Annotated in this window: 15 protein-coding genes and 1 pseudogene; 6 read left to right on the forward strand and 10 right to left on the reverse strand. The window is 66.1% G+C overall.

All coding sequences use genetic code 11. From position 1 onward, the window contains the following. The gene (locus DBZ45_RS09705) at positions 1 to 849 is read right to left on the reverse strand and encodes an alpha/beta fold hydrolase (RefSeq protein ID WP_111903709.1); all 849 of its coding nucleotides are present in this window, start codon (positions 847 to 849) and stop codon (positions 1 to 3) included. 144 nt (positions 850 to 993) lie between these two features. Between DBZ45_RS09705 and DBZ45_RS09710 the strand changes: the two genes are divergently transcribed. Then, entirely contained in the window at positions 994 to 1,944 is a 951-nt protein-coding gene (locus tag DBZ45_RS09710) for a cation diffusion facilitator family transporter (protein ID WP_111903710.1), read from the forward strand. 31 nt (positions 1,945 to 1,975) lie between these two features. Here the strand turns inward: DBZ45_RS09710 and DBZ45_RS09715 are convergent, their stop codons facing one another. After that, positions 1,976 to 2,791: a hypothetical protein gene (locus DBZ45_RS09715; protein ID WP_111903711.1), complete on the reverse strand. Its 816-nt coding sequence runs from the start codon at positions 2,789 to 2,791 to the stop codon at positions 1,976 to 1,978. A gap of 140 nt (positions 2,792 to 2,931) precedes the next feature. On the opposite strand from DBZ45_RS09715, the gene DBZ45_RS09720 reads away from it, so the two are divergent. Then, positions 2,932 to 3,546, forward strand: a complete 615-nt coding sequence (locus DBZ45_RS09720; RefSeq protein WP_111903712.1) for a carbonic anhydrase — start codon at positions 2,932 to 2,934, stop codon at positions 3,544 to 3,546. Between the two features lie 42 nt (positions 3,547 to 3,588). On the opposite strand, the gene DBZ45_RS09725 is transcribed toward DBZ45_RS09720, so the two are convergent. Continuing rightward, the gene (locus DBZ45_RS09725; RefSeq protein WP_111903713.1) at positions 3,589 to 4,830 is read right to left on the reverse strand and encodes an NAD(P)/FAD-dependent oxidoreductase; all 1,242 of its coding nucleotides are present in this window, start codon (positions 4,828 to 4,830) and stop codon (positions 3,589 to 3,591) included. A 43-nt stretch (positions 4,831 to 4,873) separates the two neighbouring features. Next, positions 4,874 to 5,098 (reverse strand): hypothetical protein, encoded by a 225-nt coding sequence (locus DBZ45_RS09730; RefSeq protein WP_111903714.1) that lies wholly within the window; start codon positions 5,096 to 5,098, stop codon positions 4,874 to 4,876. 225 nt (positions 5,099 to 5,323) lie between these two features. Between DBZ45_RS09730 and DBZ45_RS09735 the strand changes: the two genes are divergently transcribed. Then, on the forward strand, positions 5,324 to 6,784 hold the full coding sequence (locus tag DBZ45_RS09735) for an MFS transporter (protein WP_111903715.1): 1,461 nt from the start codon (positions 5,324 to 5,326) through the stop codon (positions 6,782 to 6,784). Here DBZ45_RS09735 and ftsW read toward each other — a convergent pair. Continuing rightward, a complete protein-coding gene (gene ftsW, locus DBZ45_RS09740) occupies positions 6,781 to 8,016 on the reverse strand; it encodes a putative lipid II flippase FtsW (protein ID WP_111903716.1) in 1,236 nt (411 codons plus the stop codon). The genes DBZ45_RS09735 and ftsW overlap by 4 nt on opposite strands. Before the next feature lie 124 nt (positions 8,017 to 8,140). Then, a complete protein-coding gene (locus DBZ45_RS09745; RefSeq protein WP_111903717.1) occupies positions 8,141 to 8,599 on the reverse strand; it encodes a CHAD domain-containing protein in 459 nt (152 codons plus the stop codon). Positions 8,600 to 8,824: 225 nt separating this feature from the next. Between DBZ45_RS09745 and DBZ45_RS09750 the strand changes: the two genes are divergently transcribed. Beyond that, positions 8,825 to 9,436 carry a dihydrofolate reductase family protein gene (locus DBZ45_RS09750; RefSeq protein ID WP_111903718.1) on the forward strand — a complete coding sequence of 204 codons (612 nt, stop codon included), beginning with the start codon at positions 8,825 to 8,827 and terminating at the stop codon, positions 9,434 to 9,436. Here DBZ45_RS09750 and DBZ45_RS09755 read toward each other — a convergent pair. Then, a pseudogene (locus tag DBZ45_RS09755) lies at positions 9,433 to 10,776 on the reverse strand (aspartate aminotransferase family protein); the annotation flags it as partial. The gene DBZ45_RS09750 and the pseudogene DBZ45_RS09755 sit on opposite strands and share 4 nt — an antisense overlap. A 187-nt stretch (positions 10,777 to 10,963) precedes the next feature. Between DBZ45_RS09755 and DBZ45_RS09760 the strand changes: the two are divergent. Together DBZ45_RS09760 and ribA are read left to right on the forward strand one after the other, a co-directional pair. After that, a complete protein-coding gene (locus tag DBZ45_RS09760) occupies positions 10,964 to 11,599 on the forward strand; it encodes a dihydrofolate reductase family protein (RefSeq protein WP_111903720.1) in 636 nt (211 codons plus the stop codon). A gap of 102 nt (positions 11,600 to 11,701) precedes the next feature. Further along, complete coding sequence (ribA, locus tag DBZ45_RS23455) at positions 11,702 to 13,558, forward strand: GTP cyclohydrolase II RibA (protein ID WP_111903721.1); 1,857 nt, start codon at positions 11,702 to 11,704, stop codon at positions 13,556 to 13,558. 26 nt (positions 13,559 to 13,584) lie between these two features. Here ribA and DBZ45_RS09770 read toward each other — a convergent pair whose 3' ends face one another. From DBZ45_RS09770 to DBZ45_RS09780, 3 genes are read right to left on the reverse strand one after another with little or no spacing between them, the layout of a single operon-like run. Further along, on the reverse strand, positions 13,585 to 14,820 hold the full coding sequence (locus DBZ45_RS09770; RefSeq protein WP_317616954.1) for a cytochrome P450: 1,236 nt from the start codon (positions 14,818 to 14,820) through the stop codon (positions 13,585 to 13,587). Beyond that, positions 14,796 to 15,473, reverse strand: a complete 678-nt coding sequence (bioD, locus tag DBZ45_RS09775; RefSeq protein ID WP_111903722.1) for a dethiobiotin synthase — start codon at positions 15,471 to 15,473, stop codon at positions 14,796 to 14,798. Before bioD ends, DBZ45_RS09770 begins: the two co-directional genes overlap by 25 nt. Next, positions 15,470 to 16,627, reverse strand: coding sequence for an 8-amino-7-oxononanoate synthase (locus tag DBZ45_RS09780; protein ID WP_111903739.1), 1,158 nt, complete (start codon positions 16,625 to 16,627; stop codon positions 15,470 to 15,472). Before DBZ45_RS09780 ends, bioD begins: the two co-directional genes overlap by 4 nt. Between the last annotated feature and the right edge of the window lie 3 nt (positions 16,628 to 16,630).

Here is a 16,630-nt window from a genome sequence, read left to right on the forward strand (position 1 = left end):
CTAAAAGTCATAGGGATCTCGTAGCAGCTCCGCGAGTTCTGCCGGGTGGGTGGCTGGCCACCAGTGCCCGGCGTCGACAGGGATGACGGTGAGGTCAGGCACCCAGGGTCTTAGTCCGGATGTCAGGTGCGGTGACAGGAAAGGATCCTTGAGCGGGACCACGACGCGCACGGGCACACTGATCGGCGTGGGGGCCGTTACCGTGCCCGCAGGGAAGCGGTTGCTGCGGTAGAGGGCCAGCCCGCGGCGGGGGTTATCGTTGACGCGGCGTCCTGCCGCATTTTCGTAGAGACGAGTAAGGAACAGGCGCCACGCAGCTTCCGGCAGCACCGGGATCTGGAACGCGGCAATGTAGCTGGAACGAATCAGCTGCGCTGCCAGCTGGGGCCAGCCCCTGAGGGTGCGGGCACGAGAACGCATCCAGCGGAGGAAGTGCCCAAGGTCGGGCCCGGAGATGCTGGTGAACCGGGAAATGAGACCTGATGCGCGCGGTTCCTGGATCGCCGCCCAGCCCTGGACCGACCCCCAGTCGTGGCCCACGAGGTGGACGTTGACAGCATCCGTGAACGCCAGTACAGCGAACAGGTCATCCACTAGGGTATCCACAGTGAAGTCACCAGGCGGTTGCTTCACGAAGGATAACCCGGCGTTGCGCGTGTCGTAGGCGATCACATGGTGGGTGACGGCCAGCTCGGCAATCACCGGAAGATACAGCCGGTGGTCATCGGGGTATCCGTGCACGAGGAGCAGTGTGGGCGCGCCGCTGGCTGGAGGCGGACCGTATTCGAACACGGCCAGCTCCGCTCCGGCGGACAGGACAGTACTACGGCGTTCCTCCCGTGCCTGCATCTGCCCACCCTACAGCTCCTCGGATGCCTGCCGGGAGCGAAGATGAGCAGCTGAAAGTGACCCGTCGCGAACTGCCACCCCTGTTATTCCAGGCCCGTACTCCTGCCAAGGCATCATTTCCGTCCCGTTGGGTACGGTACCCCTATGGCGGTATCCGAGAAGCGAGAAGAGCCGAGCTCCACACTGCTGACTGTTATCGTCGCCTTTACGGCGAACGCCCTTGTTGCTGCGGCCAAGTCGGTGGCAGCGGTCCTCACCGGATCTGCCTCCATGACCGCAGAAGCCGCGCACTCCTGGGCGGACACCGGCAACCAGGTGTTCCTCTTCATGGCGGAACGGCGCTCCCGACGCCCGCGGGACAAGAGCCATCCGATGGGCTACGGCCGGGAAGCCTATGTGTGGTCGATGTTCGCCGCTTTCGGGCTCTTCACCGCAGGGGCTGTGGTGTCCATCATGCACGGCATCCAGCAGATCATCGAACCGGAGCCCGCGTCCGACTTTCTGGTGGCGTATGTGGTCCTGGCCGCGGCCTTTGTCCTCGAAGGAGTTTCGTTTGTCCAGGCTTTCCGGCAGACCCGGAAGGCAGCCCATGAGCTGGAACGGAGCACCCTGAAGCAGGTCCTGATTAGCTCCGACCCCACCCTGCGCGCGGTGTTTGCGGAGGACGCTGCAGCGCTCGTTGGCCTCGTGGTCGCGTTTGCGGGGGTGTTCTTGCGCCAGGTCACCGGATCGCCTCTGCCGGACGCTGTGGGCTCGATAGTTGTCGGCGTTCTGCTGGCGGTTGTTGCCGTTGTGCTGATCGACCGCAACCGGCGGTTCCTGGTGGGCCAGGGCGTAACCCCAGATATCGAACGTTCCATGGCGCGGCGGGTGCTCGAACACCGGGTCGTTGCCCGGCTCACCTACCTCCACCTGGAGTTCGTCGGCCCCCGCAAGCTGTACCTCGTCGCGGCGGTGGACCTGCAGGGCGACCACCCGGAACACGAAGTAGCCGTTGCCTTGCGCAGAATCGAGCGCGAGCTGGAGGACCACGAAACGGTGGAGGAAGCCGTGCTGACGCTGGCGACTCCGGACGAAACTGCCTTGCACTTCTAAGGACGCGCTCAGGAAGCGCGCGACGGACCGATCAGGCCTTGGCCCGCGGCAGCACCAGCATGTAGCCGGTCGGCAGATTGCTGCTCCAGCGCCGCGGCTCGCGGACGACGAACTGCGTCGCCAACTGCTGGGGCGTGAGCAGGGCGTTGGGTGCGGGGGACGGTCCCCACTTGTCATCGCCGTAGGGGTAGAGCGGATCTTGGACCCGAATCCCGGTGACCGAGAACTCCGGGAACCGGTCGGGATCGCCGAGCGACTTGAAGCCGCTCATCACCCATACGTGACGACCGCGCCACATGACCAGCCCGACCGGCCGTCTCGTGTCGGCGATGGCACGCGCCGCGGTCTGCAGCGCTTCCTCGTAGTCGGCGATGCTGACGACGGTGTACGGCCCCATCCCGGCCTCATTCAGCACCTTCGCCCAACCCAAAGGGTTGGCACCGTTGAACGAGTTGGACGACCGTGCGCGGGCCATCTCCCACAGCTCGCCCTGCTGAACGCGATCGGCCCACGTGCCGGCCGCCTTGTCCTCGATGAGGTTGTGCATGATCTGGATGCTCGCCGCCACACACCATTCAAAGGTGTACTGCGGAACAAAGTCCCCCTCCTGATAGAGGTTGAGGGCGAACGCCTTGGGGATTGGGGTCGGCGTGGGAGCCGGTGTCGGGGTGGGGGACTGGGTGCGGTGCGGAGCAGGGATGTTATCGCGTGCGGCTGGCGGGGCGGAGGAGGTCTGGGTCGGTCGATCGGTGGCGGCCGCATCGGGTCTGATGACGGGCGAGCAGGCCGAGATGAGGGTCGCTAGGCTGACGAACCAGGCCAGAAGACGGAGCTTGGCACCGATCATGATCAAGCCATTTTATCGCGACCCGGCCGGGATGCGTCGAGCGGGGGACGCCACAAACGCGCCTCACGGCCTCTTTTCGTTTGTGGCGGGGCGGGACCGCCATTCCCGACCGACGGGGGACGCCTCGTAAAGTAAGCAGGGTGAGCAAAAGAGTCAGCCCGTACGATGCCTGGCAGCGCCTCCTTGAAGGTAATGAGCGTTTCGTCTCGGGAGATTCGATGCACCCGAACCAGAACGCCTCACGGCGCAGCGAGCTGGTGCACACCCAAAGCCCGTTCGCGGTGATCTTTGGCTGCGCGGACTCCCGTCTGGCCGCGGAAATTATCTTCGACGTCGGACTTGGCGACGTCTTTGTGGTCCGAACAGCGGGCCACGTGATCGACGACGCCGTTCTCGGCTCACTCGAATACGCCGTCTCGGTGCTCCACGTCCCGCTGATAGTCGTCCTGGGACACGACAACTGCGGCGCCGTCACGGCCGCCAAAGAGGCTGTGGATACTGGGGAGCTGCCCTCAGGCCACATCCGCGACCTGGTTGAGAGGATTACACCGTCGGTGTTGAGCTCCTTGCGTGTGGACAAAACGGACGTCAATGAGATGGTGGTCGAACATGCGAAGCAGACCGTGCGCCGGCTGCTGGACAGTTCACGGATGATTTATGACGCCGTGGACAATTACTCCACCGCGGTGATCGGCGTCGCATACCGGCTCGAAGAGGGCCGGGCGCAGCTCGTATCCACATCGGGGGTCCTCTAAGACCGGCTCGGGAGCGCCGGGCAGGGATAGTCGCGCCGGCTTCTAGTCGGGCCTTCCGACGACGACGTGTGACGGGCTGTGAGCGATGTACCCCGTAAGCCAGGAGGAGAGCGCGCGGACCTTCTGCTGGGCGCCGGGGAGCAGGGCGAGGTGCACCCCGAGCCAGGAGAGAAACGCCAGTGGTCCTTGGAGCTGGATGCGTTTGCGGCCCAGTTCGGCCACTGCTGCACCACGGCCGACCATGGCCATGTAACCCTTATCCCAATAGGCGAAAGGCTGCCGGGTGCCGCCGGTAAGGTCAGCATGGATGTTGCGGGCGGCCCATTTCCCGGACTGTTCAGCAACAGAGCCGAGCTGGGGCAGTTTGGCGCCGGTGGCATCGGTGATGTTGGCGGAGTCACCCAGGACGTAGACGCCTTCGGTGCCGGGCACGGTCAGGTCCGGCAGCACGTCGATGCGGCCGCCCTTCCCCTGCGGCAGGCCGGATTCGGCGATGATTTTTCCGGCTTTCAGCCCTCCGGCCCACACGACGATCTGCGCGGGAATGATGGTCCCGTCCGCCAGCGTCACGCCGTCCGCCCGGACCTCGGTAACGCCTTGGCCCATGTGCAGCTGAACGCCAAGTTTTATCAGCCTGTCCCGCGTGTACGCCTGTGACTTGGCAGAGAAGGGCATGAGCACGTTCGGCAACATATCCACAAGATGGATACGGCACCGGGCTGCCAGCCCGGGCGAAAAATACTTGGGCACGAGGTACTTGATGTTCTCGGCGAGGGCACCGGCAGTCTCCACACCGGTGGGGCCGCCGCCGACCACGACCACCTCTGCGCGGCCGGCGTTCGCGCGGTCCGCCTGGTCCAGGGCTGTAGTGAGTGCAGTGCTCAGGCGCGTGGCGTCGGCCACTGAGTACAGCGGATAGGCATGTTCTTCGGCGCCGGGAGTGTCGAAGAAGTTCGGTACTGCGCCTGCGGCAATTACCAGGATCTTCGCCTGATAGCGGGATCCGTCGACAGTGGTGACGGTACGGGTGGCGGAATCAATCGCCGTCACCTCCGCTGTGAGGACCCGGACACTTTCGGTGCTGCGGAACACGGAGCGCAGAGGCCGGGCCACCGCGGACACGCCGATCTGCGAAGCAGCCACCTGGTAGAGGAGGGGCTGGAACTGGTGGTAATTGTTCGCGTCAACAAGGAGGACCCGGATCCCCTTGCGCCCAAGCTGCTCAGCTGCTGCCATTCCGGCAAACCCGCCGCCCACCACGATCACCTGATATGTATCGTCCATTCGTGCAACATACCCTGCCAAGCATCGCTGCAACAGGGCACCGCTAGTGCAGGATGGCGCTGATCTCCGCCCGGACCAGCCGCTCGGCCAGTTCGCCAAGGTCCAGGTTCAGGACGGCTTTGAGGGCGCGTGCCATGTTGGGGGCGGCGGCAAGGAATTCGGCCAGGGCCGGATCGGATTCCATTTCCCGTCCAAGCCTTTCCCTGACGTCATCCGCCGTCCAGTGGCTGTCAGTGTGATGACTGGTGAGTACTGTCTTGGCGTTCATGGCCCTGCCCTTCGTTCGCCCCGTGCATTGGCTTGCCATGAACCACAATGCCGGGCTGGGCTCAAGAACCGGTCAGGCAGCGGGCCAGATTTGAACAGGTTTTGGCCAAGTTTTGCTAAAGGGTCATACCGGGACTAATTCGGCGCCTGGCACAGTTATGCGTCTTGGGCCGTCACGGGGCTCCGCGCGCGCACCTCGCTTTGATGACAACGGGAAAGAGATTAAATGACGACGACGACTGCCGAGGGAGTGGGCTTCCGTTCCCGGCGGGGACCGATCCTCATCGCCCTAATGCTCTCGACGGGCCTGGTGGCGATCGATTCGACGATCGTCGCAACGGCGGTGCCGTCTATCGTGGCTGACGTCGGCGGGTTCACATCCTTCCCGTGGCTTTTTTCGGCCTATCTGTTGGCGCAGGCAGTCTCGGTGCCGGTCTACGCAAAACTCTCGGACGTCGTCGGCCGCAAGCCGATCATCCTTAGCGGCATCGGACTTTTCCTGCTCGGTTCGATCCTCTGCGGCGTGGCCTGGAGCATGCCGGCCCTCATCGCGTTCCGTGTGCTGCAGGGCCTGGGTGCTGGAGCAGTCCAGCCGGTGGCGATCACCATCGCCGGCGACATCTACACGCTGACCGAGCGGGCAAAGGTGCAGGGCTACCTGGCCAGCGTATGGGCGGTGTCCTCCGTCGTTGGCCCTACACTCGGGGGTGTCTTCGCCTCACTCGGCATCTGGCGCGGGATCTTCCTGGTGAACATTCCCCTTTGCCTCCTGGCGGGGTGGATGCTGGTCCGAACGTTCCACGAGAATGTCGAGCGTGCCAAGCACCGGGTGGACTACTTGGGGGCGGCGCTGCTGACAATTTCGCTCAGTCTGCTCATTCTTGGTGCCCTCGAGGGCGGTCAGGCGTGGGCCTGGAACTCTCCCATCAGCATCGCCGTCTTCGCCGTCGGAGCTCTCTTGTTCGCCGCGTTCCTCCTCGTCGAGAGGAGGGCGGCGGAGCCGGTCCTGCCTCCGTGGGTCGTGTCCCGGCGGCTGCTGGCGACGACGGCGATGATCTCGTTCGGTGTCGGTGCAGTCATGCTTGGCCTCACCTCCTACGTTCCCACGTTCCTCGAAGGAGCCCTCTCGACCTCCCCGATTTTCGCGGGACTCGCCTTGGCGGCATTGACCATCGGCTGGCCGATTAGCGCGTCCCAGGCGGGCCGGTTCTATCTGCGGATCGGGTTCCGGAGGACCGCCCTGATCGGCGTCACGGTCACGGTCATCGGAACAGCTGTTCTGGCTCTGACTGCCTCCGCACCCAACATTCTGGTGGCAGCGGCAGGTTGCTTCGTCGTCGGACTTGGACTGGGGCTGGTAGCGACCCCGAGTCTCATTGCCGCCCAGTCAAGCGTCGAGTGGAACGAGCGCGGTGTAGTCACCGGCACCAATCTTTTTGCGCGTTCCATCGGCAGTTCCATCGGCGTCGCTGTTTTCGGGGCAGTGGCCAACGCGATCTACGCCAGTGCCCCCGGCGGCGTTACCGATCCGCAGACAATCGTGTCGGCGTCGAGCGCCGTATTCCTGGCTGTACTGGTCTGTGCAGTACTCACCGTTGCCGCCGTTGTCGCGATGCCTGCCGAGGACGCCAAAAGCACGAACCCCGACGCGGCGGCCAAGGCCAACGCGGCATCCTCACAGGATTAGGACCGCACTTTACTCCGGTGTACTGCTTGCGTCGGCTTCTTCGGCCGAATGACTTGAACAGGCTGAGGGCGGGTGACTGCCAGGATCATGCCGATGCCGGCCAGGGAAGAAACCATCGCTGAGCCGCCGTAGGAGATGAACGGCAAGGGCACGCCGATGACCGGGAGCAATCCGGTGACCATGGCGATGTTCACAACGGCCTGGCCGATGATCCAGGTAATGACGCTGGAGGAGACAATGCGGGCGAACGTGTCCTGGGTGCGGGCAATCACCTTGAACACAGCGATGCCGAGGACCGTAAACAGCACGAGCACCAGGAGCGTTCCAGCCAGGCCGAGTTCCTCGCCGAGGATGGTGAAGATGAAGTCGTTGTGGGCTTCGGGGATCCAGTTCCATTTCTGCCGGCTCTGCCCCAGGCCCACACCGAACCAGCCGCCCGAGGCCAGGGCGTACTGGCCGTGCAGCGCTTGGTACCCGACCCCCTGGGAATCGTCCGCGGAACCCGCACCGAGCCAGGAGGAAATTCGGCCAACGCGGTTGCCGCTCGTGGCAGCCAGCACGAGGGCCAACATCGCGCACAGAATTCCGGCGACACCGAAGACTTTCATCCGTACCCCGCCGTAAAACATCGTGGCGGCGAGGATCATCATGATGATCATGGCCGTGCCCAGGTCATGGCCGAGAACGACAAACCCGATAATGCTGACGCCGGCCGGCACCAGCAACGGGACGACGGCGTGCCTCCACTCGTGCAGGAGGGCCTGCTTGCGGGACAGGACGGCCGCCGCCCAAATAATGAGGGCGAGCTTGGCGAACTCGGAGGGCTGGACGGTGAATCCGCCGAAGGCCAGCCAGTTCCGGTTGCCGTTTACCGTCATGCCCAGGGGTGTGAACACCAGCCCGAGGGATACGACGGCGGCCCCCAGAAGCGGCCAGGCAAGCCAGCGGATGTGCTGGGTCCGGAGGCGGGCAAGACCGAACATGATGGCTATCCCGGCTGCCGTCCACATGGCCTGCTTAAGAGGAAGATCGTACGGGTTCTTTCCGGCCGCCACCGATTCCACCGACGACGCCGATGCGACCTCGATGAGGCCGAGTGCCGCCAGAACCAGTACAACTGCCAGGATGACCGGACGGGTGCGGTCCCCCGACTCGTCACCAAGCCAGCGGCCGATGCGGAGCAGGACATCGCCGCGACCCGTCATTTTGCTCGGCGGATGCGTGGCGGTCATTTGCTCATCACTGTTTCCTTCCCTCGGGCCGGGCCTGCTCCGGGCCGTTCCGGGAAGGAGAAACCCGCCGGGAAAAAATCATACGTCCTTATCTGCGGGATCAGGTGCTTTGCCGGGCATGGGGTCATCCCATGTAGAGGTGCCAGCGCCGCGTCTGCCTGACCGGGGGATCGGAGCAGAACTGCTGGAGGTCTGCGACCAGCCGGAAGTACCTGTCGGATTCGAGGGCTGCGAGCGCCATGTCGTAAGCCGCTTCAAAGGCGGATCCCTGTGCCTTGCCGCGGTCCGGGAGGTTCCAAGGGGTCTGTTCGTGGACAAGTGCGGAATCGCTGAGTGGCCCCAGGGCTTCGGCAAGCCATGTTAGTTCTGCACGAAGCCTGTCCGCTTCAGTCCTGTCGAAGAGCTTCCGGTCCCCGAGTATTGACCAGACCCGGCCGGCGGCGGCACTCATGGCCCACGACGCGGCCTGTTCGCCGGATCGCACGCTGGGGTCGTAACAGAGCAGCGCCGCAACCTGATCGAAAAGGAAGGACGATGCGACCGGTTCGGCCTGTTGGCTGGTTTTCTCAAGAGCTTTTAACATTTTCTGTCCCGACTGTTCCGATGCCCGGGCCGGAAGAAGGCCCAGATGACTTCATCGCCTTCGATACCTTCCATGGTGACGCCAGGACCTGAGACAGCCATGAGAAGCCTGTGAGGGTCTTCTCATGCGCGGGGCCGTTGGACGCTGTGCCGTGGCTGTCTATGCTGATGCTTGCAAGCAAGCTCACCGCGAGGCGACGGCGGTCGCCATGAGGAGGGTAGAGCAATGACTGAAGGCATGGGCCGGGTGGTCTGCGACATCACGGTCACGGCAGACGGATACTCGGCCGGGCTCAACCAGACGGAGCAGCGCCCGTTCGGCGGCGACGGCTTCGGCAATGGGCTGCACGCCCGGATGTTCGAAACTCCCGACGAGAACCGGGCCGAGATCGACCAGATCGTTGCCGCCAAGGCCTTCATCATGGGCCGCAATATGTTCGGCCCGCTGCGTGGTGAATGGGACCGGCAGTGGAATGGGTGGTGGGGCGACAGTCCGCCCTTCCACGCCCCGGTCTTCGTGCTCACGCACCACGCGCGCGAACCCCAGCCGATGGACGGCGGCACGACGTTCCACTTCGTCACCGACGGCATCGAATCGGCGTTGTCCAGGGCGAGCGCGGCGGCCGGCGATGGCGATGTGGCGATCGGGGGCGGGGCCACCACCATCAATCAGCTCCTCGCCGCTGGCCTGATCGACGAACTGCGCGTGCACATCGCCCCGCTCACGTTCGGCGCGGGCACGCGACTGTTCGAGGGCGTCCCGCCGCTGAAGCTCGTGCAGGTGAAGTCGCGGGCAGCGAGCCTCGTCACGCACGTGACATACCGCGTGCAGGCTTAGCTCAGGTACGCGTCTGCCACAGACAATGCCTCGTCCAGGATCGCCACGCCCGCGGCCGCATCGGCGTCGGTCACGTTGAGGGGCGGGGCGACATTGACACGGTTGCCTTGGACCAGCGGCAAAAGCCCCCGGTCCAGGCACGCCCTGGCGACGGCGAACATCGGCGCGATCTCGGCGGAGGTGCCTCCTGCAGGTACGAGCGGCTGTTTCGTCTGTCGGTCGCGGACCAGCTCCAGGCTCCAGAGGCCGCCAATGCCGCGCACGTCCCCCACAGATGGGTGCCTCCCGGCAAGCTCCCTGAGTCCCGGCTCAAGGACATCTTTGCCAAGGCGGGCAGCTGCAGCCGCGGTCCCTTCCTCGTGCATCGCATTGATGGCGCCGACGGCTGCTGCGCAGGCAAGCGGGTGGCCGCTGTAGGTCATGCCCGCCGGATAGGGGCGTTTGGTGAACGCCTCGTAAATCTTGTCGCCGACCAGCACGCCGCCCAGCGGAACGTACCCGGAGTTAACCCCCTTCGCGAACGCCATCAGGTCCGGTGCCACACCAGCGTGGTCCACACCGAACCACGCGCCCGTGCGGCAGAAACCGACCATCACCTCGTCGGCGATGTAGACGATGCCATGGCGGTCGCATAGCTCGCGGACGCCGCGGAGGTAACCGGGTGGCGGCACGATGACACCCGAACTGCCGACGACTGATTCCAGGACCAGGCCGGCGATCGTCGACGGGCCTTCCAGGAGGATCACCTGCTCGAGATGGGCCAGCGCCCGCTCGGATTCTTCCTCCGGCGTCCCTGATCCGAAGGCCGATCGGTACAGGAAAGGACCGAAGAAGTGGACGGCACCCGCCGCGCCCGTGTCCGAGGCCCAGCGGCGCGGGTCGCCCGTGAGATGGATCGACGTCGTGGTCGAGCCGTGATAGGAGCGGTAGGCGGCGAGCACCTTGGGCCGTCCCGTGAAAAGGCGCGCCATCCGCACCGCATGCTCGATGGCCTCGGTGCCACCCGTGGTGAACAGTACGTGCCCGAGGTGCTCCGGCGCGACTTCTATGATCAGCCGGGCCGCCTCGCCCCGCACATCTGAGGCGTGGCCGGGTGCGAGGGTGCACAGGCGGTCAGCTTGCTCCTTGATCGCGGCGACGATGCGCGGATGCTGGTGACCGAGGTTGGTGAACACCAGCTGTGAGCCGAAGTCCAGGTAGCGCCGCCCGTCGACGTCGACGACGTGGCTCCCGGAGCCGCCGACCAGCGTCGGCACCTCGCGCGGCCCCTGGACGGTCCAGGGGTGGAAGACCAGATCGTCGAGATTCATGACATCCTCCGTTGCTTGCTTGCTTGCTTGCTTGCTTGCCGGGCTGGTTGATTCCGGGCACTCCGCTTCACTGCTTCACACTGGCACCTTCCGGCGGCAGTTACCAGATGTCGGGCCCTTGAACGGCTGATCGCTCCGTGGCTAGCATTGCCGGCACGGGCATCGACGGCGCGGCGTCCCAGCGGCTCCTGACGTCGATCAGACGGAGGAGGCGGCCATGGGCGAACCAAGTGCAGAAACGTCATCAGCGGAATTGATGGTGGACCTGATCATCTCCCTGGACGGGTATGCCTCTGCCGAGGGATGGCCGGGCTGGTGGGGTCTGGAGGGGCCGGAATATCTGGCGTGGCTCGAGGAGGAGGGAAAGAAGAATTACACCTTCCTCCTGGGGGCGAACACTTACCGGGTGATGTCCAGCATGTCTGCGGAAGCATCGGCCGACCGCTCCGGATTCTCCATGGATGAGGGAGCCGCCCTGACCGGCCTTGACGCAGTTCCCAAGGTGGTCTTCTCCTCCACCCTGCAGGCACCCCTGACCTGGCCCAACTCGGAGCTGGTGACCCGCGACGCCGTCGAGGCCGTGCGGGAAATGAAACGGACGGGAACCAGCACCCTAAGTACCCTCGGGAGCTTAAGCCTTTGCCGGTCACTGCTGACTGCCGGCCTCGTGGACCGGTTCAGGCTGGTCGTTTTCCCGGTGATCACGGGTCGCACCGGCCGGGAGCGGATCTATGACGGGTATCCGGACGTCTCGCTGGAGATGGTGAACAGCAGGACCTTCGACGGCCGGCTCCAGCTGCTCGAGTACGTCCCCACCGTGATTGATGGTCCGCCCGGCGGCGGGCAGAAGTGAGCCGGTCCATTCGTTCGCGGAAATATTACTTGAAGCTTGAACCAACGAGGAGTACCTTTGGTTTAAGCTTCAAGTAATCTCCCGGAATGTCGAGGACCCCTGATGACCGCTTGTGTTGAAACCGCTGTGCTGGACGCGTCCCTGCCCATTGCTACCGTGCGCAGCCAGGTGACTGTGCCGCTGCGTTTTCCCGACGGTTTCAGCACGACGGCCGAGGTGCTGACGTTTCGCGGCCTCGCGGACGGCAAGGAGCACCTGCTGCTCGCTTTGGGCCAGTGGGAGCAGACGCTCCTCGCCCGTGACGTGCCGCTGGTCCGGCTGCACAGTGAATGCATGACCGGCGACGTGTTCGGCAGCCAGCGCTGTGACTGCGGACCGCAGTTGCGCGAGGCTGTCGAAGAGATCGCCGCAGCGGGCGGATTCCTGCTTTACCTCCGCCAGGAGGGCCGCGGCATCGGCCTCTATTCCAAGCTCGACGCCTACGCCCTGCAGGACACCGGCCTTGATACCTATGACGCCAACCTGGCCCTTGGCCACGCCGAGGACGAGCGCGACTACACTGCGGCCGCACAGATGCTTGGCGCCCTCGGCGCCGCGAGCATCCGCCTTCTGAGCAACAACCCGGACAAGGCTGACCAGCTGACGGCCCTCGGCATCGACGTCGCCGAACAGATTCCCACGGGTGTCTACCTCTCGCCGGCCAACCACGCCTACCTGGCGGCGAAGCGGGACCGCACCGCACATACGCTGGAACTTTCCAGGGCCGACGTCGGGCATGTGCCGCCGGTGCCGGGTGGCACCGTCCCCAGCCACGACGAGATGCTCAGCCGCGTGGACGAGCTGGTTCCCCGGCTGCGGGACCGGGAGGAGGAAACCGAGCGGCTGCGCCGCCTCCCGGAAGCCACCATGAATGACCTCAAGGAGGCAGGCGTGTTCCGGATCCTGGCTCCGCTGGAGGTGGGCGGATACGGCATGGGCGCGGAAACCTACGCTGAGGTCATCCGGCGGCTTGCCCGGGGCTGTGCGTCAACTGCCTGGACCGCCGGACACCTGATCGAGCACGTCTGGATGCTGGCCCGCTGGCCCCGGCAGGTCCAGGACGAAGTGTTCGCGGCCGGGCCTGCTCCGCTGGCAGCGGCCACGAGTGCTCCCGTAGGCTCGGCCAGGAAGGTCCCGGGAGGCTTCTCGATTTCGGGCCACTGGAGCTTCGCGTCGGGGGTCATGCATTCGGATTGGGCCCTGCTGTCGGTGCAGTCCGACGGCGTCCGCCTGCAGTGCCTGGTCCCCGTGGCCGAGCTGGAGCTGCTCGATGCGTGGCACACGGCCGGACTGCGGGGGACCGGCAGCAACGATCTCCGGGCGGTGGACGTGTTTGTTCCGGAGTACCGGGCCATGGACTGGGCGCTGCTGAGCGCAGCGGACAATCCCGGCAGCCGAATCCACCCGGATCCGATGATCCACACGCCCATGGCAACGCTGCTGAACCTGGTGGCACCCGCTGCCGCGCTGGGAGCCGCCGAGTACGCCGTCGAGGTCTTCCGGGAAAGGATGCTGGTGCGCAAGGTGAAGAACACCGTTGACAACCGGCAGGCGGATTCACCGCTGGCGCAGGCCCGCTTCTCGCAAGCCTACGGACTGGCGGCCACGGCGCGACTGCACTGGCAGGAGGCTCTCAGCATCGTTTCGTCGTCACTTGAGCGCCAGCCGTCAGGTCTGGCTGAAGTCGAGCGGGCCAAGTACCGACTCTCCCTTGCCCTCAGCGGCGAGGCAGCGGCGGAAGCAGTGCGGCTCACCGTCTCGGGCTCGGGAGGCAGCGTCCACCGGCTTTCGCATCCGCTGCAGCGGATCCAGCGCGACGTGAATGTCCTCCTCAACCACCCGACCCTGAGCCTGGATCCGATCCTCGAGCAGGCGGGCCGGGGTCTGCTGGGCCTTGGGTTTACAGTGCCGACTTTCTAGCCCAGTGTCCTTCTTGCCAGTGCCGTCTATCCAGGGCCCGTGTTTGCTTGCAGGCCGGTTAAGCCCGTCGGGTCTGTCACGCTGACGGTCCCGGGTGCCTGGAAGGAGAGGTGCCGGATCCATTCCGGTTCGTGGTCCCGCAGCTGAATCCCCGGCAACGCCGCCGCGGCTTCCTGGACGATGACGCTGGCTTCCAGTTCGGCGAGCTTGGCCCCGAGGCAGCGGTGGATCCCCGAACCGAAGATGAGGCCGGTTGAAGACCCGCGCCCAGCCTCGGCATACGGCGACGGGTCCGAAGGCGTACCGCCTCCTGTGATCCGGTTGCCGGACAGTTCAAGGAGGATCTCGGTCCCGGCCTGGATCCGGTCGCCGCCGAGGTCCGTGTCGTGGGCTGCCACGCGGCGCCAGGTGGGGACGGACGACTCGGTGGCGAGCACATGCCGTACTGCGGACTTGGCGCCGGCCTCCGAGGCCGCTTCCTTCCAGTCCACGGGCGCGGCACCCTCCAGCAGCCGGAACAGCGTGGTGCTGATCAGCTGCGTGGTAGTTTCCTGCCCGGCGATCAGCAGGAAGTAGCCGAGCGAGCACATTTCCGTCCCCGAGAGGCCATGCCCGGCCAGCGACTTGAACAGGTTGCGTCCGGGAGCTGTCACGGATTCGGCCACGAGCCGGCGCAGCCAGACGTAGAACTCGGCGGCGCTGCGGGCCAGCTCGAGCTGCCGGTCCCCGTCGGGCCAGCCCCAGAACAGTTCCATGGAGTCCAGGCCCCAGCGCTTGAGGTCCGCAAGATCCCGCACGGGCAGCCCAAGGAGTTCGAGCATCACGACCGCCGGGGGAAACGCCGCCACCACTTCCACGAGGTCCGCGCGGCCGGTGCGGGCGAGCTGGTCCGCGGCGTTCTCAGCCGCTTCCCGGGCCAGTTCCCGGATGCGCGGTTCCATGGCGGCGACGGTGACCGGCGTAAAAAAGCCAGCCACCACCTTGCGGATTCCGCCGTGCGACTCGGTGTCGTTGCTGGCCAGGACCGGAGGCAACGCAAAGCCCACCCGCTGCAGAGCGCGCAGGGCCGGACCCTCCAGCGGGGTCACCGCCACCAGGGCATTCGCGGGACTGAAGTCGGCGGGCCGGTGCAGGACATCCCGGACCGATTCCGGGTCCCGCACCACGAAGTACGGGCACCTGGCTTCGTCGGGAGTTTCCGCAGGAGCCGGCGCCAGCGCCATGCTGGACGCCGGCATCATGCGGGCAGCCCGTTCAGCCATGCTGCCGCGCCGGTGCGGAAATCGGCCGGGGAGAGTTCCGAGGCCTGCTCGGGAAGTGCCCCAAGGAGGGGGACCCGCAGTGTCCCGAGCACCTGCCGGTTGCTGTGGTGCACTGCGTCGGGGCTGACGGGCCAGCTGCCGAGCACGACGCCGAGGACGTCGAGCCCGCGCCTGGACAGCGCCTCGAGGGTCAGCACCGTGTGGTTCAGCGTCCCGAGGCCGGGCCGGGCGACGAGCACGAATGCAGCTGCCAGCAGCGAGCCCAGGTCAGCCAGGGTGCCGCCGTTGGAATCCAGTTCCACGAGCAGACCCCCGGCGCCCTCTACCAGGACGTGGTCGTGGGCCTCGGCGAGTTCACGGATCCGCCCTGCGTGCGCAGCCAGCGCTGACAGCGGAGTCCCGTCGATGGCAGCAGCAGCGACCGGAGCCAACGGCTGCTGCAGCACGACGCCGGCTTCGGCGGTCAGGGCTCCGGCGAGCCGGACAATTTCGGCCGCGTCGGAATCGCCGTCTGCGGCACCTGACTGGCACGGCTTGTAAACCGCGACGCTGCGTCCCATTCCGTGCAGGACGGCGGCGAGGGCCGCCGTCGTCATGGTTTTGCCGACGCCAGTGTCCGTTCCGGTGACCAGAATGAAGGGGGACAGGCTCATGGAAGTTCCTCCAAAATGCCGCGCAGCATTGCGCAGCTGTCTTCGATGTCTTCAGGCGTGAGTGTGGCGCGGGAGGTGAGCCGCAGCCGCGAGATCCCGTCCGGAACGGACGGCGGGCGGAAGCACCCGACCCGGACGCCGGCGCGGCGCGCGGACTCCGCGGCGGCCAGCGCGGATTCCGCGGACGGCATGGGGATGGACTGGACGGCCCCGGCCGTCCGGTCGGGGGCGGTGCCGAACCGGGCAAGGGCCGGGGCGAGCCCTGCCGCAAGCGCCGCCGCGTTGCGGTGGACGGACGCCGACCGCCATGGTTCGTCCCTGATGATCCGCGCCGCGGCGAGGGCCGCTGCCGCGGACGCCGGCGCCAGTCCGGTGTCGAAGATGAAGCCGCGGGCCCGGTTGAGGAGGTGTTCGCGCAGAAGCGCGGATCCCAGGACGGCGCCGCCCTGGCTGCCCAGGGCTTTCGACAGCGTGGCCGTCACGATGACGTTTGCGTGCCCGGCAAGGGCGGTCCCGGCCACCGAGCCGCGGCCCCGGAAGCTGCCGGCGCCGGTGACGCCGAGGCTGTGGGCCTCGTCGATGAGCAGCACGGCGTCGTGCTGCTCGGCCAGCGCCAGGAGGTCAGCGAGCGGTGCCTCGTCGCCGAGGACGCTGTAGACGGATTCGACGGCGATCATGGCCCGCGGTTCTTTGCGGCCGGCGAGCAGGCGGCCGGCTTCGCCAACGCTGTTGTGGGCAAATGATTCGGTGCGTGAGCGGCTGAGCCGGAAGCCGTCGATCATGGAGGCATGGCAGTGTTCGTCCGCGACGATGAGGGTCCCGGGGCCGCCCAGCGCTGTGATCACCCCGATGTTGGCCAGATAGCCGGAGGAGAAGACCAGCGCAGATTCCATCCCGGCCAGCGCGGCCAGTTCCTGCTCAAGCTCCAGATGCAGCTGGGTGGTTCCGGCGACCAGGCGCGAGGACGTGGCACCCGCGCCCCACCGCGACGCGGCCTCCGCGGCTGCCCCGGCAACCCGCGGGTCCGTTGAAAGGCCGAGGTAGTCGTTGCTGGCCAGGTCGATGAACTGTTCGTGCGCGGCGCGGGGGAGCGGGCGGCGGACCTGGCCCCGGCGTTCCCTGACTGCCGCCTGCCGCTCGAGCCACTGTGTCATCGC

The sequence above is a fragment of the Arthrobacter globiformis genome (assembly GCF_003261175.1).
Classification (GTDB): Bacteria; Actinomycetota; Actinomycetes; order Actinomycetales; family Micrococcaceae; genus Arthrobacter; species Arthrobacter globiformis_A.

Coding starts and splice junctions, on each gene's coding strand:
- DBZ45_RS09715 (WP_111903711.1), bottom strand. CDS start 2,791: ATGATCGGTGCCAAGCTCCGTCTTCTGGCCTGGTTCGTCAGCCTAGCG.
- ftsW (WP_111903716.1), bottom strand. CDS start 8,016: ATGACCGCCACGCATCCGCCGAGCAAAATGACGGGTCGCGGCGATGTC.
- DBZ45_RS09745 (WP_111903717.1), bottom strand. CDS start 8,599: ATGTTAAAAGCTCTTGAGAAAACCAGCCAACAGGCCGAACCGGTCGCA.
- DBZ45_RS09735 (WP_111903715.1), top strand. CDS start 5,324: ATGACGACGACGACTGCCGAGGGAGTGGGCTTCCGTTCCCGGCGGGGA.
- DBZ45_RS09760 (WP_111903720.1), top strand. CDS start 10,964: ATGGGCGAACCAAGTGCAGAAACGTCATCAGCGGAATTGATGGTGGAC.
- bioD (WP_111903722.1), bottom strand. CDS start 15,473: ATGAGCCTGTCCCCCTTCATTCTGGTCACCGGAACGGACACTGGCGTC.
- DBZ45_RS09705 (WP_111903709.1), bottom strand. CDS start 849: ATGCAGGCACGGGAGGAACGCCGTAGTACTGTCCTGTCCGCCGGAGCG.
- DBZ45_RS09730 (WP_111903714.1), bottom strand. CDS start 5,098: ATGAACGCCAAGACAGTACTCACCAGTCATCACACTGACAGCCACTGG.
- DBZ45_RS09770 (WP_317616954.1), bottom strand. CDS start 14,820: ATGGCTGAACGGGCTGCCCGCATGATGCCGGCGTCCAGCATGGCGCTG.
- ribA (WP_111903721.1), top strand. CDS start 11,702: ATGACCGCTTGTGTTGAAACCGCTGTGCTGGACGCGTCCCTGCCCATT.
- DBZ45_RS09710 (WP_111903710.1), top strand. CDS start 994: ATGGCGGTATCCGAGAAGCGAGAAGAGCCGAGCTCCACACTGCTGACT.
- DBZ45_RS09725 (WP_111903713.1), bottom strand. CDS start 4,830: ATGGACGATACATATCAGGTGATCGTGGTGGGCGGCGGGTTTGCCGGA.
- DBZ45_RS09750 (WP_111903718.1), top strand. CDS start 8,825: ATGACTGAAGGCATGGGCCGGGTGGTCTGCGACATCACGGTCACGGCA.
- DBZ45_RS09780 (WP_111903739.1), bottom strand. CDS start 16,627: ATGACACAGTGGCTCGAGCGGCAGGCGGCAGTCAGGGAACGCCGGGGC.